Consider the following 14,856-nt stretch of genomic DNA (forward strand, 5'->3'; position numbering starts at 1 on the left):
TCCTTTGCGAATACACAAAAAAGGTATACACCATTTCGCTCTCAAAATGGCGGGGTTTGATTCGATCCTAGGTGGCGGGTTTTAAGTGACCGCTGACAAAACGACCAGACCTCATCACTGGTAACAATGGTCAGTGGGTCATAATCACGATCGACGCCCCGCACGCGCCAATACACTTGCCGTCCAGACGGAATTCTTTCCCACATCCAGGAGGGTGCTGTCCAACTCGTCGTAAGAATGATCTCATGCATGTTTTCATACGTGGACCAAAAGGGAAAGAAAGGCGGCAATGAAAAATCAACTGCATAGGCGTTGTCTTGCCCTGCGTCAACCGTCCACGTGAATGTTGGAGGACCAGACAATGTGCTTCCATTGATGGGAGATTCGAGGTTTATTTGTGAGAGATAGACAATCTGGACAAATTCGTCGGCACCTATATCAAAACCTGCGCCTTGCGGGCGAATGTCACCGTCGATATCTTCATATATTCCGGCGTCTGTTCCGGCGTCAACGCATGGGGAGGCCGAAGCAAGATGATAATCACTTTCACCGATGAATATAGGGTCAGCATTTATATTTCCCTCTTCCCACCAGAGAACGCTACTGGGGTCCAAGTGGATTTCGGATTCTCCTCCCTCAACGTCGCTGTAGCTAACAATCAGCGGATACGGCCAAGAATCACCTTTCAGTGCCACCTGAGGACCGTAAGCTGCTAAATTTCCCCACAGGATGCAATTGGTAAGAGAGCCAGCGAATCCAATGGAACAAATCCCGCCCCCATAGTTGGCGGAATTATCACTGATAGTGCAGTTTGTCACAGGACAAGGGGAGTCTGAGCAACAAATTCCGCCTCCATCCGTAGCGGAATTGCCACTAATGTTGCAGTTCCTAATGGATATTTCCGAAGAAAGCACGCAATGAATTCCCCCGCCAGAATTGACTGCCGAATTCCCGAGTATGAAACATCTGTCAATGAACGTTGTTCCCATTGCGAAAATTCCGCCACCCGCTTCCCCAGTAGCCTGATTCTGACTTATAATGCAATCGATAATTTCTACTGGAGACAATGTCGAACCATAAATGGAGTAGATTCCCCCGCCCGATCCAGCAACCCAGTTTCCACTGATGGTGCTATGGGAGACGATCACCTTTCCGTATATTCCGCCACCCAGGAGCGCAACGTTGTCGTTGATGACGCAGTCATTAACAGTAATCGCCTTGCTTGAGAAATTAGCGATTCCCCCACCTCTATGGTAATCCCAAATATCACTGGCTGAATTACCGCTAATTACACAATTGCTGACCGTTGGCGAAAAGTTGTGATGAATGGAGTCAAAACAAATTCCTCCTCCATCATCTGCTAGGTTTGCGGTGAGGACACAGTTTCTAATGATGGGTGAAGAATCATTACAAAAAATCGCACCTCCAATCCCGCGTTCAGTCGGCGACGGCTCGCATACATTCCCATTTGTGATTGTAAATCCATCAATTATTGAGGTAGATACTTCACCTGAATGAAAATAGAAACCCCTGCCGTCACCCTTGCAGTCAATGATGCAGTTATCTGGCCCGTTCTCAGACTTCAGTGTCAGCGCCTTCCCCTTGAAATCGAGGTTCTTGTTTCCGGTTCCCGTATACGTACCATCGCGCACGATGACGGTATCACCGCCGGTCGCCGCATCCAGCGCCGCCTGGATAGTGCCGTAATCATCCGGCACATAGTAAGTTGTGGCAATCGCAGGAGAGGAAAGGAGAAGAGGAACTGCAACAACAAGAAGTACCCGCCGCGCCCAATGCATAGCATCCTCCGTCTCATTAGTTCTAAAAGAAACTCATTGCTTATAGAACGACCACACCTCATCGCTGTATACAACCGTCAGGGGGCCATGGTGGCTTCTTCGCTGACGTAAAAATAAATTCGCGCTCCTTCGACAAGCTAGAGGACAGGTTTCGGCCGATAAATGTTTCTGAGTGCTCAATGGTCTTACTTCTCGACCAAGCTTGGTTCCAAAACCAAAAAACCATTTTCTAAGGAGTGATTATTCCTCACCCTTGTCCAGGATAATTGGAGAAGGGCCTTTCAGAGATTAAGAACGCACGATTTTTCAAGCTTGGGCCTCTCAGAAAATGAAGTTTCTTCGCTGTTAGATTCAGAGAAAGGTCTCAAGTCCCGCGCCGCGCGGGACTAACAGGGATAACGGAGGGAAAAGATATTCCCGCTTCTGTGCTCTGTTTCCTCTGTTACCTCCTGTTGAGGAATTCTTTTCCCTGTTTCTTATGCAATCTCCCCCAGCCCCCTTGAGGGGCGGGATAGCCTCCTGTTCCGCTCTTGGAGATACTTGGGCAACAGTGATTATTCCTTATATAACGACCACACCTCTTCGCTATAGATCGGTGTCAGCGGGGCGGAGTCCAGATCGGCGGCGCGGACTCGCCAGTAGACCTGTTGGCCGGGCGATATGAGGCTCCAAACCGGATTGGGCATGGTCCATGAAAGTTCGTGAATCGGTCGTCTCAGGTCTTCCCACGTGGAGCGGAACGGGCCTTCGGGAGATAATGCGATATCGACGGCAAACCTGTTATCCTCTCCCCCGTTGGCCAGGTATTCAAAGGTTGGGGCGGAACTTAACGTTGCGCCGTCGGCAGGAAGTAACAGATTCAATTGCGTCAGTTGCGCGTCGGTTTTAATTAACCATGCGTCCCATGCGCCCATCCCGAAGGACAGCGTGTCTCCGCTGATGATAAAACCTCCATCGGTGGTCTGGCGGATGCACTGCCCCCTATCCTCATCCGGTCCACCGAAGGTTCTACTCCATTTCAGGTTTCCCTCTGCGTCTGTTTTCAGCAGCAAGACGTTGTTATCTCTTGTTTCAGAGGACACTGTATATCCAGCGATAATGAAGCCGCCATCTGCTGTTCGCCGGAGGCTGCGGGGAGTGTTGTAGCTTTCATCTCCAAAGGTTTTGTCCCACAGAACGTTTCCGTATCTGTCGGTTTTTGCCAACAATATGTCTCCGGCCCCTTCGCCATAGGAGAAGGTTTCGGCGACGAAGACGAAGCCGCCATCGGGAGATTCCTGGACGTCGTAACAAGTCTCAGAAAGGTCTCCTCCATATATTTTCGACCATTCCACGTATCCGTTGAGGTTCGTCTTTATCAGCCAGGCATCCGAGTTTGCTGCGAAGGAGGTGGTCCTTCCTCCGATGATAAAACCGCCATCGCTGGTTTGCTTGACACTGTTTCCGTGATCGCTATCGGGTCCGCCAAAAGTGTTATTCCACAGCATATTCCCATTTTCGTCTATTCTGATCAGCCAGACATCCCGCCGGCCGGCCCCGTAGGAAGATGTGTAACCGGTAAGGATATAGCCGTTCTCTTGTACTTCCTCGATGCTGTAACAAGCGTCTCCGCCTGCTAACCCGAAGATGCTCTCCCACTCCGTATTTCCATTTGAATCAGTCTTTACCACATATACATCCATATCACCCCGGTCGGCTTGTCGCTCTCCGCAAATTATGTAGCCGCCGTCGGAAGTCTGCCGCACGTCATATCCCCAGTCGAAGTTGGGGCCGCCGAAAGTTTTGTCCCATTCTGCAGTCCCGTACATATCGGTTTTGACCAACCACATATCCGCCTCGCCGGCGCCGAGCGAGGTAGTCATTCCTGCGACAATAAAGCCGCCGTCGCTCGTTTCCATTACACTGGCACCATGTTCGCTGTCGATTCCGCCAAGCGTGACATCCCAGTCAGCCACTACGTTAGAAGAAAAGAGAAGCAGGAAAAATGAAAGTGCAATCGACCTCATTAAATTGCACATTTGAAGCCTCCTTTCAGGGGACTATTCCTATGATGATCAAAATTTTATAGCAGTAAAACGCAGAAGTCAAGTCTCTCTCAGGGAAGCCCGCTAATTCTGTTTACCGCCGGCTTCGGGTTTATTGAAGCTGGAAGGCGAGTGCCATTCACTTAGGCAGCACACAAGACGGGCGGCGCTCGCGCCAGGTTTGCTTGCAGGCAAGATGGCCTGCGCTACGACGGATTCGTATGTTGCCCGGTTTTCGAACTTACCAGGAGATGTGTTGCGTCGGATCCTCAGCGAAAGATATGAGGCTGAGGCTTTTTGAGCTAATAGAGGTTCTTCAAGGTTGCGGGAGCCTTGCGGGGCCTGGCTCCATGGGAAAAGTCGAAACCGCCGCATTTGACGGGACTTTGGTAGAATTGCTAAGATTATTGCGGGAAAAGGGCTTGATCCTGTTTGCGCTGCAGCCTTTGCCGGATGAAAGCGGTCGAATTCTCTCGTGGCGAGACGTTGCGAGATGTCGATACGGAATGAAGAAAATACTTCTGTGGTACATATTCCTCAGTTTTCTGCTGATTCCTGCGGCCGTATTCGCTCGATTTGAAGTGTTGCCCCGCTATAAGATTCAACGTGAGCGCACCGATCCCTCGGTGATTCTGGTCGGGCCGTCTTTCGTTCGCAGGCTGGGCGAATTCGAGCATGCGCAGAATTTTGCGAAGGATGCCATCCTTCCCTGTGAGACAACGAAGATAATCGAGCAATACTGCCAGCCGAGCGATACTATCCTCTACGGGCTCTGCGTGATAAACACGAGCATGACTCGGTATTCAACGGCCCACGTATCAATTCCCGCGCGCAAGGATCTGATTTCCTGGCTTTGGCGGCGGATAGTCGATCCAATACCGGAAAGATATATGAGTGTCACCTCGAAGGACCAGGAAATAGTCGATCTGGCTTTGCCCCCCGAAAGCTTTCCAGCGCTGGACCGGGAAGAGGCGGCAGGGCAGCTAAAATGGCTTTCGCTTCGATTACAGAAGCAGGGCGTCGATCTTGCTTTTTTCGTGAAGCTGCACAAGAAACATCCAAACATCACGTTTCTCATCTTCCCGATCGCCGACCTTGCCTCGCCTGAAGATGCGGATGCTTTTGCGAAGGACATCGATCTCGTCATCGCCGCGCAAGAAGAATTCCGTGACAAACTCAAAGCGGCGAACATTCCGGCTATCTATCTGCCGCCATTGCCCTCGAAGGAATTCATCGACATCTGCCATTACACCGGACAAGGGAACGCGATCCTCCGGTCCAAGATCGAGGGCATCATCGTCGAGAGGCCGGTGCAAGTTGTCAGCTCAACGTCGGTAAACTAGGGGCACGGCCTTTTTCCAGATACATTCCCGCGAATACAGTAAGAGATTTCGCTCTCTTCAGTCCTCATAATTGTTCTTCTTCGCAAGCGGAGTGCCAATACCGGGCAGGAGCATTTCGGGCAGACTGCATCACAATACGTAAACTATTCTGATCAAACTTAAAATTCCTCTTGACATAATTGCTTTACAATGATATATGAATAGTGCTGTGGCAATGGCGAATGGCGCGGGGAGGAAAAGGAGGCGCGTATGCACAGGCAAATTTTTACCGTTGTGGCGTCGGTACTGTTGGTCTTCATTTATCCGGCACTGGGCTGGGCGGGGTTCTGTCTCGATTCAAACCTTTATTGCCAAGACTATTATCTGAATGTCACGCCGCTGGAGGGCGGCTTGTACGAATTGCATGGGTATGAGTACGGCTGCGGCGAGAAAGCCATAACGTTGAGCGGCACCGCAATCGTGTACGGCGAGTACGTCTATATATGTTTCAATTTAGCCAGCGGCGTAACGGGCGGCGACTATGGCTCCGCTCAGACGTTCAGTGTAGTGATGGATCTCTCGACCATGGAAGGGTTTGGATTGTGGAATGCCTTCTATCTGATTAGCGGCGAGGTGTTCGGCAGTGGCGGAATCGATGAGAATGTGCTGCGCCCGTGCGCCAATCCGGAAGCCGGTTTGCTGGTAACCGAGCCCAGCAAGCTCGAGTATCGCTGACAGATGCGACGTTTCACGCTGATTGCCTTGGCAATCGTTGCTGCGGCCCTCTTGATTTTTATTTTGGACGAAGAGGTGGTGGCGCAGTTTGATGCCGGCCGAAGGCGTCTGACGGTCGAAAAGGCGCTGCACGATTTCGGGCAGGTTGAGGAAGGCGAAATCGTCAGCGCTTCTTTCATCATTTTCAATGGAACTGATGAACCTGTTCGCATAGAGAGTGCACGCTCGGACCGGGCCGATACCAAGTGCAATTGCTCTGCCCGGCTACTACCGCCAGGCGAGCACGCGAAGCTTGAGGCGACTCTTGATACCGCCAGCCTGCGCGGAAAAGTGGTCAGGAACATATCACTTGCGGTTCATGATCCGGACCGGCGCGAGCTTTCGTTTACTCTTTCCGTGACCGTTGAGCCGCTGCTTGCATTTATCCAACCATTTGTGTTCGTGGGACAGCTTCCGAAAGGAGCGTCGTATTCGGGAAAGATTCGGCTGGTTGGGAAACTGGCGGCTGAAAAGAAACCTTCCGAATTAACCGTAGAAACGTCAGTGCGAGGAATTGAAGCCTTCATCGTCTCACGGGCGGGACCCCGGCAGGAGTTGGAGATGCACTATGTTCTGCTGCCGGAACTGCGAGCGGGCTCATTTGAAGAAATGATTACCGTTGCCGCGGAGAATCCGTCTGCGTCCGCCCAGTTGCAACTGATTGGGCAGAAACTGGGTGATATCACAGTTCATCCCGATCGGCTTCATTTTTTTTCTACAGACCATGCCGGCGAACCAAGCCAAACAATTGAATTCACATCTGAAAAAACCTTCCATATAACGGGGATAGAGGATGCCGGCGGTTCTTTGGAGTATGAGCTTCTTATGCTCGAAGAAGGTAAGAGATACAGACTGGATGTGCGCCTGAGGAACCGATCTCAGGCAAACATCCTCGGACTATTGAAAGTGCATACGGATTTGGCGGAGCAGCCTCTCATAGACATTCCTGTTATTGGCGGCTCCAGATAGCAGCGCTCGAAGCGGTAAACTGCTCGTGCGGCTTTATTCGTTTTTCAGCGGCTGGACTATTACGAAACGGGAATACTCTCCCCGCTTCAGCAGCAAGAGCAGGCCCTTGGTCTCGCGCTGGCGAACGGCCGCCTGGAATTCCCGGACGTTCTGAACCGGGCGGCGGTTGACCTGCTTGATCACATCGCCCGCGGTGAGGCCCGCTTCCGCGGCAGGGCTTCCCGGTTCGACCTCTATGATCGCCACCCCTTTTTCTTCAGGACTGATCCCCAGCATCTCTGCAATTTCGCCGGTGATGTCCTGCACTGAGAAGCCGAACCTTGTTTGCTCCTCCATGAGCGGGGATTGAGGCTCAGGTTCCATGGTTTCATCGGGCATCTCGCCGAGAGCAACCGTCATGGGCAGAGACTTGCCGTCCCGGAATATCTGGAACTCAACCTCTTGGCCGGGCCTCAACTCAGCCACACGTCGCGACAGGTCCTGGGCATCGACAATCTCTTGGCCATTAAGAGATAGCACGATATCCCCCTGTTGCAAACCCGCCTTTTCCGCGGGTCCTCCCGGAATGATCTGGCCGATGATAACGCCCCTCGGCTCTTCGAGTCCAAAGAACTCAGCCATTTCCGGAGTCACGTCCTGGATGGCGACGCCCAGCCATCCGCGGATTACTCTCCCTTGCTTCAACTGGGGGAGGAGGTCTTTAGCCATGTTTATGGGGATCGCAAAGCCAATCCCCTGGCCTTGGGCAACGATGGCAGTATTGATGCCGACCACTTGTCCGCTCATGTTGTACAACGGGCCGCCGCTGTTACCGGGGTTGATGGCGGCATCGGTCTGCAGGAAATCACTGTAGCTTGCTGACAGGTTCCCGCCGCCAATGACGCGCCCTTTGGCGCTGATGATCCCTTGCGTTACGGTATTTCCGAGCCCGAAGGGATTTCCGACCGCCATTACCCAGTCGCCTACGTCGATTTCGTCGGAGTCACCCAGTTGAGCGGGTCGAGGAAGTTCGACATCATCCACGATTTTAATCAGCGCCAATTCCGTTTTTGGGTCACGTCCCACCACGACGCCATCGTAAACCTTCTGATTCTGCATAGTCACTTTTATTTCGGTCGCATTCTCGATCACATGGTTGTTGGTCAGAATACGACCTTCGCGGTCGATCAGAAAACCGGAGCCCAACGCGTGAGTCCTCAATTCGCTCGGCATCTGCCCGAAAAACTTCTCGAACATTTCATCCCCGAAAAATTCGCGAAGGCGGTTCTCAGAGTCAAACAGGCGAGAAGTTTGAATTACCCGCGTTGTTGACAAGTTAACGACGGATTCTTTGACTGAATCCACCAACTCATCAAATGGGGGTGGTCCATAGGTTTTCGGCTGCCCGAGGACAGGCTGCGAAAGGACGAGGACTGCTGCGAGAGCAAGCGGAAGGATGTTCCCCCACTTTCTCTGAACTTTTTCTCCGGCTATGAAAGATGTATTCATATCATTTCCTCCTGAAATGGTATTGAACCACGGGGGTTTTAAGCGGTTTCCCGAAAGCGGGATTCTCTGTCTCCTGCAAATTCAAAACGGAGAGACCGGAAACCAGCGCCTCCTGAACCAAGTCAGAATTTCGGTTTCCCGTTTAATGAGTGGCCGTCGAGTTTCTGTTCAAATTCGCTGTCACCGAGAAAAGGCCTTTAAGAACCTATAACACCGGGAAGAGGAATTTGCTATATCGGCTCGACATGCTCGCTCACTGGACGCCGTTTAGAGAATCATCCTTGACTTGTTTTTGTCCGATCGATACAATAAATGTTTGATATTTTTACCCATTTCCAAGAGGAAATAAACGAGCGGAAACAGCAGAATGAAAGATTCAGAGCCGAGCGCAATAGTTACGGACATCCTTCAGAAAAGCGAATTCGCCGACCTCTACCGCAAAGTACAAAGCGGGCAACGGCTCTCGCGCGAGGATGGGCTGCGTCTGTATCGGAGCAGCGACATCATCGCCATCGGCCATTTGGCCAACGTCGTGCGCGAGCGGAAAAATGGAGATGCCGCTTATTATGTGGTCAACGTTCACATCAACTACTCCAATGTCTGCAAGAACAAATGCCGGTTCTGCGCCTTCAGCCGGGGCAGCTCACACGATGAAGGCGCCTACGAGATGACCGTGGAAGAAGTATTAGAGCGTGCCAAGCGAGTTAAACTGGTTGGCGCTACCGAACTTCACATTGTTGGTGGAGCACATCCGGATTGGCTTTTTTCGCGGTACCTCCAGATGATAGGGAAACTGCATAACGCCTTTCCGGACGTACATCTACAGGCATTTACCGCTGTCGAGGTGGCGCATATAGCCGAAGTGGCAAAACTCAGTGTTCGGGAGACACTCGTGGAACTCAAAAAAGCCGGCCTTGGCTCGCTTCCCGGCGGCGGCGCCGAGATTTTTTCTCCGCGAGTCCGTTCGCTCGTGTGTCCGGAGAAACTGTCGGGCGAACGCTGGCTCGAAGTGATGCGCGAGGCTCATCGGCTTGGGATTCGCAGCAACGCGACAATGCTTTATGGCCATGTAGAGACGGATGAAGAACGAATCGATCATATGCTGAAACTGCGCGAGCTGCAGGATGAGACCGGCGGCTTCATGAGCTTTATTCCGCTCGCGTTTCACCCGGCCAATACTCAATTAAGCGAGCAGCCCGGAACAACCGGAATGACCGACCTCAAGTCGCTCGCAATCGGGAGATTGATGCTGGACAACTTCGACCACATCAAAGCATTCTGGATCATGCTGGGGATCAAACTTGCGCAGGTTTCGTTGTGGTTCGGCGTTGACGACATAGACGGTACGGTGGTCGAGGAGCGGATCACGCATTCAGCCGGCGCGGAGACGCCGCAAGCGCTGACCGTGCAGGAATTGAGGCGGCTGATACTCGAAGCAGGCAGGGTCCCGGTGGAGAGGGATACGCTCTATCGATACGTCGAGCGCGAGCCGATGGGAGCGCTTGAATGAGCTCTTCTGAACACCCCAAACTGCGAGTTGGTTCGGTTCCTTATCTGAATGCAAAGCCGCTGATCCGCTTTCTTGATGTTGTCGGGCCCCCTCCCCTCGAAGTGACGATGGAGGTGCCGAGCCGTTTGACCGAACTTTTGAGGGAGCGCCGTCTCGATGTCGCTCTTCTTCCGTCGATAGAATACCTGCGGGGGAAAAACTACCGTCTTCTTCCCGATATCTGCATTGCATCGGATGGAATTGTAGAAAGCGTCCGCGTTTATTCAAAAGTCAAGCTGGAGAACATCAAGTTGCTCGGGCTCGATAAAAGTTCGAGGACATCGGCGGCTCTCGTTCGGGTGCTCCTGAAAAGAAGATTTGGAAAGCTGCCGAAGCTTTCGGAAATCTCTCCGGATTCGAATTTGGATGAACTGAAAGAAGATGCTATCCTCCTGATCGGGGACCCGGCAATGAAATTCAAGGCGGCGCACGATGTCCACGTGTTGGATCTGGGAGCGGAATGGAAACAGCAGACCGGGCTGCCGTTTGTATATGCAATCTGGGTGGCTCGCGAAGGAATCCCTTCCAAGAGTCTTGTCGACCGCTTGATCCGCGCGCGTAATGACGGCTTGATGCATGTCGCGCAATTGGCTGTGGAGGCCAGTAACGAATTAGGGCTGGACCAAGACGTCTGTTTTAATTATCTTGCACACACGATTCAATATCAGTTGGGTGACCGACAGATCCGGGGCCTGTCGCTTTTTCAGCAGTTAGCCGCCGAAGACGGTTTGTGTCCGGGAGGGATTGATATTGCCGTTACAACCGACTGATGTGTTGCGTTCCGTTCTGCAAGGGCAGCGACTGAGCGAGGAGGCGGCGCTTGCGCTTTTTGAGAGATGCGACGTATTATCGCTAGGGGGCGTTGCCGATGAGATACGGAAGCGCTTGCATCCGGAGCCAATCATATCTTACGTGGTCGATCGGAATATCAATTACACCAATATCTGCATTTCGCGTTGCAGCTTCTGCGCGTTTTACCGATCGGCCGGCGCATCCGATGCGTATGTACTCTCTCGGAGACAACTCTTTCAGAAGATAAAGGAAACCATCGGCCTGGGGGGGACGCAGATACTCCTGCAAGGCGGTCTTCATCCGGATCTGCGGCTGCAATTCTACTGCGACATGCTCCGCTTCATCAAGCGCGAATTCACCATCCATATTCACGGTTTTTCGCCTCCCGAGATCATTCATTTCGCCCGATTGAACTCGATGTCGATAGCCGAGATCATCTCGCGTCTTCGAGCAGCCGGGCTCGACACCATTCCCGGAGGAGGCGCCGAAATTCTTTCTGAGCGGGTGCGTTCGGAGATGAGTCCTCACAAGTGCAGTGCCGACGAATGGCTGCGGGTAATGAAAATTGCACATGAGATGGGGATGCGGACGACGGCGACAATGATGTTCGCGCATTCTGAGAATTACGCCGAGCGGGTTGAGCATCTGTCAAAGATCCGGCAACTCCAGGATGAGACCAAAGGCTTCACCGCCTTTATTCCCTGGACCTTCCAGCCGTTCAATACTCGTCTTGGGGGGATGCCGGTCTTCGGAGTCGAATACCTGAAGACGCTGGCGATCTCGCGAATTTTTCTCGATAACATCCTGAACATACAGGCTTCATGGGTGACGCAGGGATCGAAGATTGCGCAGCTTGCATTGCGGTTCGGCGCAAACGATTTGGGCAGCACAATGATTGAGGAGAACGTCGTCCGAGCGGCGGGCGTCAGTTACCGAATGAGTTTGTCCGAAATGAAGGGGCTAATAGCCGACGCCGGTTTCCAGCCTCGGCAGCGCGACTGTTATTACAATTTTATTGACGGCGTTTCCGAAAAAGGGAACTGAAATGGCCTTAGCTTCGGTGTTGGAATTTCCGGCGGGTTTCCTCTGGGGCGCGGCTACCGCCGCGCACCAGGTGGAAGGGAACACCAGCAACAGCGACTGGTGGGAATGGGAACGCCGCCGCGGCACAATAGCGGACGGGACCACCTCCGAAGTGGCATGCGATCAATACAATCGATTTCGTTCCGACTTTGATCTTGTAAAGGAGTTGGGACACAATGCGCACCGCCTGTCTCTGGAGTGGAGCCGCATTGAACCGGAGGAAGGCGTATTTGCCGCGCCCGCATTACAACACTATCGTCAGGTCCTCGAGGCGCTTCGCGAGCGCGGGATCGAGCCCATGCTGACCCTGCACCACTTCACGAATCCGATCTGGTTTGCGCGGATGGGCGGCTGGGAGAATCCCAGATCGGTGGAGTATTTCACCCGTTTCGCGAAGGTAGTTGCCGGCGAATACGGCGAACTGGTGGATTACTGGATCACGATCAACGAGCCTGCCGTCTACGCGCTTATGGGGTACATCGACGGAATCTGGCCGCCCGGTTCGAAGAGCTTTCGGCACGCCGCCCTGGTTCTGACCAATATGCTTCGCGCTCATGGGGTAGCATATCACATCATACACGAGACATCGCGCGGCCGCCGCTGTAATGTCGGCATCGCCAAGCATATCCGGATCATCGACCCGCTTCGGCCGGGGAAACTGATGGATCGCGCAGCCGCGAGGATGGCGGATTTTATTTTCAATCAGTGGTTTCTTGATGCAGTCGAGACGGGGCGCCTGGCCTGGCCGATCGGGATGGGGCAAAAGGTTCAGCTTCTTTCGGCGACCCAGGATTTTATCGGCCTCAACTACTATTCGCGCGAGATGATGAAATTCAGTCTGTTTCAGCCGCAGTCCCTGTTCCTGAAAACGCTTACGCGCCCAGGCGCTCCGACAAACGATCTTGGATGGGAGATATATCCTGAAGGACTATACCGGGTGCTGGTCCGGCTCAAAAAATACCGGAGGCCCATCCATATCACGGAGAACGGGATTGCGGCGGCGGATGACTCATTGCGACAAGCTTATCTGAGGGACCATCTGGTACAGGTTCACCGGGCGATTTCGAAAGGAGTCGATGTCAGGGGATATTTTCATTGGTCGCTGATCGACAATTTCGAGTGGGAAGAGGGACTGACCCCTCGCTTCGGCCTCATCCACATCGACTATGCCACGCAGAAGCGAACGCCGCGTCCCAGCGCTGCAATATTTAAAAAGATAGCGTCTCAGAACAAAGTCGATACCGGCTGGTTTGCGTGAGAAGTTTTTCTGGCGGAAAGCAGATCGGCGCCGGCGTAAGACGATCAGGAATCCGGATCGGTGTGCGAGAAGGCAGTATCGACGTGCGCTTCCGGCGGATCGGTGTCTAATCTGGGGCGCCAGATTTTTTTGCGGCTCTTCCGCGCGAATCGGGCAAAGTCATTCCCGGCCTGCTCGGCGGGCTGGTATTTTCTCCGCAAGAAGAAATTCAACAGGTTTCTCAGGAAGCCTGGCTCGCTTGTTTGCAGCGCCATTTCGGACGGATAATCCTGTTCCACAAGTTTCAAGATTGTTTTTCCGATTTTGATTTCATCGAAGAGTTTCAGTTCCTGCTCTTTCACGGATTGTCCGTTGACGTGCGTGCCATTCTTTGTTCCCAGATCCGAAAGGAAGAGCGACAGCCCCAGTTTGCGGATTCTGCAGTGTCTCCTGGAGACGCCCGGATCAAGCAGCCGTATACGATTGGTCACTCCGCGACCGATGGTGTTGATCCCGTCGTGAAGCCTGAATTCCCTGATCTCTCCGCTGCCTTTGATAAGAACGAGCTTCATTCCTATCTCCTATTCGCAGGTCCATCTGCACATATATTACAAAGTGTGCTCAATATTGTCAAATTGAAATAAAAACACTGCGCGCGCTCTCGAAATATCATGCAAAGTCATAGAGGCGGCCGCTCCGGCCACGCTGCCCCGAGCAGATCGAGGATCAAACGAGCGGCCACTTGCGCGGTTCTGCCGGTAGGATCATACAGCGGGTTGACCTCGACCAGATCGAAGCCGGCAAGCCTCCCTTTTTTCGCGCAGGCCATGAGGAATTGGCGGAGCTGCAAATAGCTGAGCCCGCCGAATTCGGGCGTTCCGGTTCCGGGCGCCACCGATGGATCGAGGGAATCGATATCAATGCTTATATAGAGATTGTCGCACGAGGGAATCTGTGCTGCGATGGCTTCGACACCATTTGCATGGACCTGAGCCGCTGTATAGACTGAGGATTTCGGGTGGAGTGTTCTTTCGGACCAATCGGGCGGATTCTGCAGGCCGCGGATTCCGATATGGGTGAGACCGGTGACGTTCTTGAGTTCGGAGATTCGTTTCATCGGATTCGCATGGCTATGTCTGATCCCAAAGACATCGTCCATCAAATCCAAATGGGTATCGAACTGAACAAGGTGCAGTTCAAGGTCATCGAAAGCGCGCACTATCGGAAAACTGATCGAGTGATCGCCGCCCAAAATCACAGGCATGGCGCCGCGGGCTCTGACTTCGCGTATGGACTGTGTGATGATGTCCATTGTCTCGGTTAACAACGTGGGGATGGTGGGAATGTCTCCACAGTCGACCATGCGAACGCCGGAGAGCAGGTACGTTTGCTGTTCGACGTCAAAAAAGCCCAACTGCGGCAGATATCCCATAGAATAGATCATTGAGGCTTCCCGAATCGCCTTTGGGCCGAATCGGGTACCGGAACGGTAGGTGGTGCCTGTGTCAATGCAAATGCCTGCGATTGCAACATCCGTTTCCAGTTCCTCAAGGTTACAGCACAGAGGCGTTCGGCAGAAGCTGGGAACTCCCTCATAACCGAATCCGATTCGTTGTTCCGCTTGCATCTCCATCCTCCGAACCTGGCATTTCCTTTTTTCGAAGCACATGTGCAGAAAAGGATCTCATGACGCTGCTGTAGTATATTTTTTTCTGGTGGTCTCTGCAACCTGTTCAAGCAAAACGTAAGGAAAATTACAGCTAGATGCCATGAGAAATTGAAATCTTGTAGTGTTGACTTTTCGCTTATAATGCGATCA

The 14,856-nt window shown here is 52.7% G+C and carries 12 protein-coding genes; 7 read left to right on the forward strand and 5 right to left on the reverse strand.

Annotated features, from left to right (window positions below; all coding sequences use genetic code 11):
* Positions 1-41: 41 nt before the first annotated feature.
* Together C4520_20800 and C4520_20805 are read right to left on the reverse strand one after the other, a co-directional pair.
* Positions 42-1,799, reverse strand: coding sequence for a hypothetical protein (locus tag C4520_20800; protein RJP14871.1), 1,758 nt, complete (start codon positions 1,797-1,799; stop codon positions 42-44).
* Between the two features lie 554 nt (positions 1,800-2,353).
* A complete protein-coding gene (locus C4520_20805; protein ID RJP14872.1) occupies positions 2,354-3,817 on the reverse strand; it encodes a hypothetical protein in 1,464 nt (487 codons plus the stop codon).
* Between the two features lie 287 nt (positions 3,818-4,104).
* On the opposite strand from C4520_20805, the gene C4520_20810 reads away from it, so the two are divergent.
* The 3 genes from C4520_20810 to C4520_20820 all read left to right on the forward strand — a co-directional run bounded on the left by C4520_20810 (position 4,105) and on the right by C4520_20820 (position 6,888).
* Positions 4,105-5,166, forward strand: coding sequence for a hypothetical protein (locus tag C4520_20810; GenBank protein ID RJP14873.1), 1,062 nt, complete (start codon positions 4,105-4,107; stop codon positions 5,164-5,166).
* Between the two features lie 249 nt (positions 5,167-5,415).
* The gene (locus tag C4520_20815) at positions 5,416-5,880 is read left to right on the forward strand and encodes a hypothetical protein (protein ID RJP14874.1); all 465 of its coding nucleotides are present in this window, start codon (positions 5,416-5,418) and stop codon (positions 5,878-5,880) included.
* Between the two features lie 3 nt (positions 5,881-5,883).
* On the forward strand, positions 5,884-6,888 hold the full coding sequence (locus C4520_20820) for a DUF1573 domain-containing protein (GenBank protein RJP14875.1): 1,005 nt from the start codon (positions 5,884-5,886) through the stop codon (positions 6,886-6,888).
* Positions 6,889-6,921: 33 nt separating this feature from the next.
* On the opposite strand, the gene C4520_20825 is transcribed toward C4520_20820, so the two are convergent.
* On the reverse strand, positions 6,922-8,376 hold the full coding sequence (locus C4520_20825) for a Do family serine endopeptidase (protein RJP14876.1): 1,455 nt from the start codon (positions 8,374-8,376) through the stop codon (positions 6,922-6,924).
* A gap of 367 nt (positions 8,377-8,743) precedes the next feature.
* Between C4520_20825 and mqnE the strand changes: the two genes are divergently transcribed.
* From mqnE to C4520_20845, 4 genes are read left to right on the forward strand one after another with little or no spacing between them, the layout of a single operon-like run.
* On the forward strand, positions 8,744-9,886 hold the full coding sequence (mqnE, locus tag C4520_20830) for an aminofutalosine synthase MqnE (GenBank protein ID RJP14877.1): 1,143 nt from the start codon (positions 8,744-8,746) through the stop codon (positions 9,884-9,886).
* Positions 9,883-10,695, forward strand: a complete 813-nt coding sequence (locus C4520_20835; protein ID RJP14878.1) for a hypothetical protein — start codon at positions 9,883-9,885, stop codon at positions 10,693-10,695. Before mqnE ends, C4520_20835 begins: the two co-directional genes overlap by 4 nt.
* Positions 10,676-11,761, forward strand: a complete 1,086-nt coding sequence (gene mqnC, locus C4520_20840; protein RJP14879.1) for a dehypoxanthine futalosine cyclase — start codon at positions 10,676-10,678, stop codon at positions 11,759-11,761. The genes C4520_20835 and mqnC overlap by 20 nt, the downstream gene beginning before the upstream one ends.
* A gap of 1 nt (position 11,762) precedes the next feature.
* The gene (locus tag C4520_20845; protein RJP14880.1) at positions 11,763-13,058 is read left to right on the forward strand and encodes a glycoside hydrolase family 1 protein; all 1,296 of its coding nucleotides are present in this window, start codon (positions 11,763-11,765) and stop codon (positions 13,056-13,058) included.
* A gap of 44 nt (positions 13,059-13,102) precedes the next feature.
* Here C4520_20845 and C4520_20850 read toward each other — a convergent pair whose 3' ends face one another.
* Positions 13,103-13,609: an FHA domain-containing protein gene (locus C4520_20850; protein ID RJP14881.1), complete on the reverse strand. Its 507-nt coding sequence runs from the start codon at positions 13,607-13,609 to the stop codon at positions 13,103-13,105.
* 107 nt (positions 13,610-13,716) lie between these two features.
* Entirely contained in the window at positions 13,717-14,706 is a 990-nt protein-coding gene (speB, locus tag C4520_20855) for an agmatinase (GenBank protein ID RJP14882.1), read from the reverse strand.
* Between the last annotated feature and the right edge of the window lie 150 nt (positions 14,707-14,856).

Source organism: Candidatus Abyssobacteria bacterium SURF_5 (genome assembly GCA_003598085.1).
Taxonomy (GTDB): domain Bacteria; phylum Abyssobacteria; class SURF-5; order SURF-5; family SURF-5; genus SURF-5.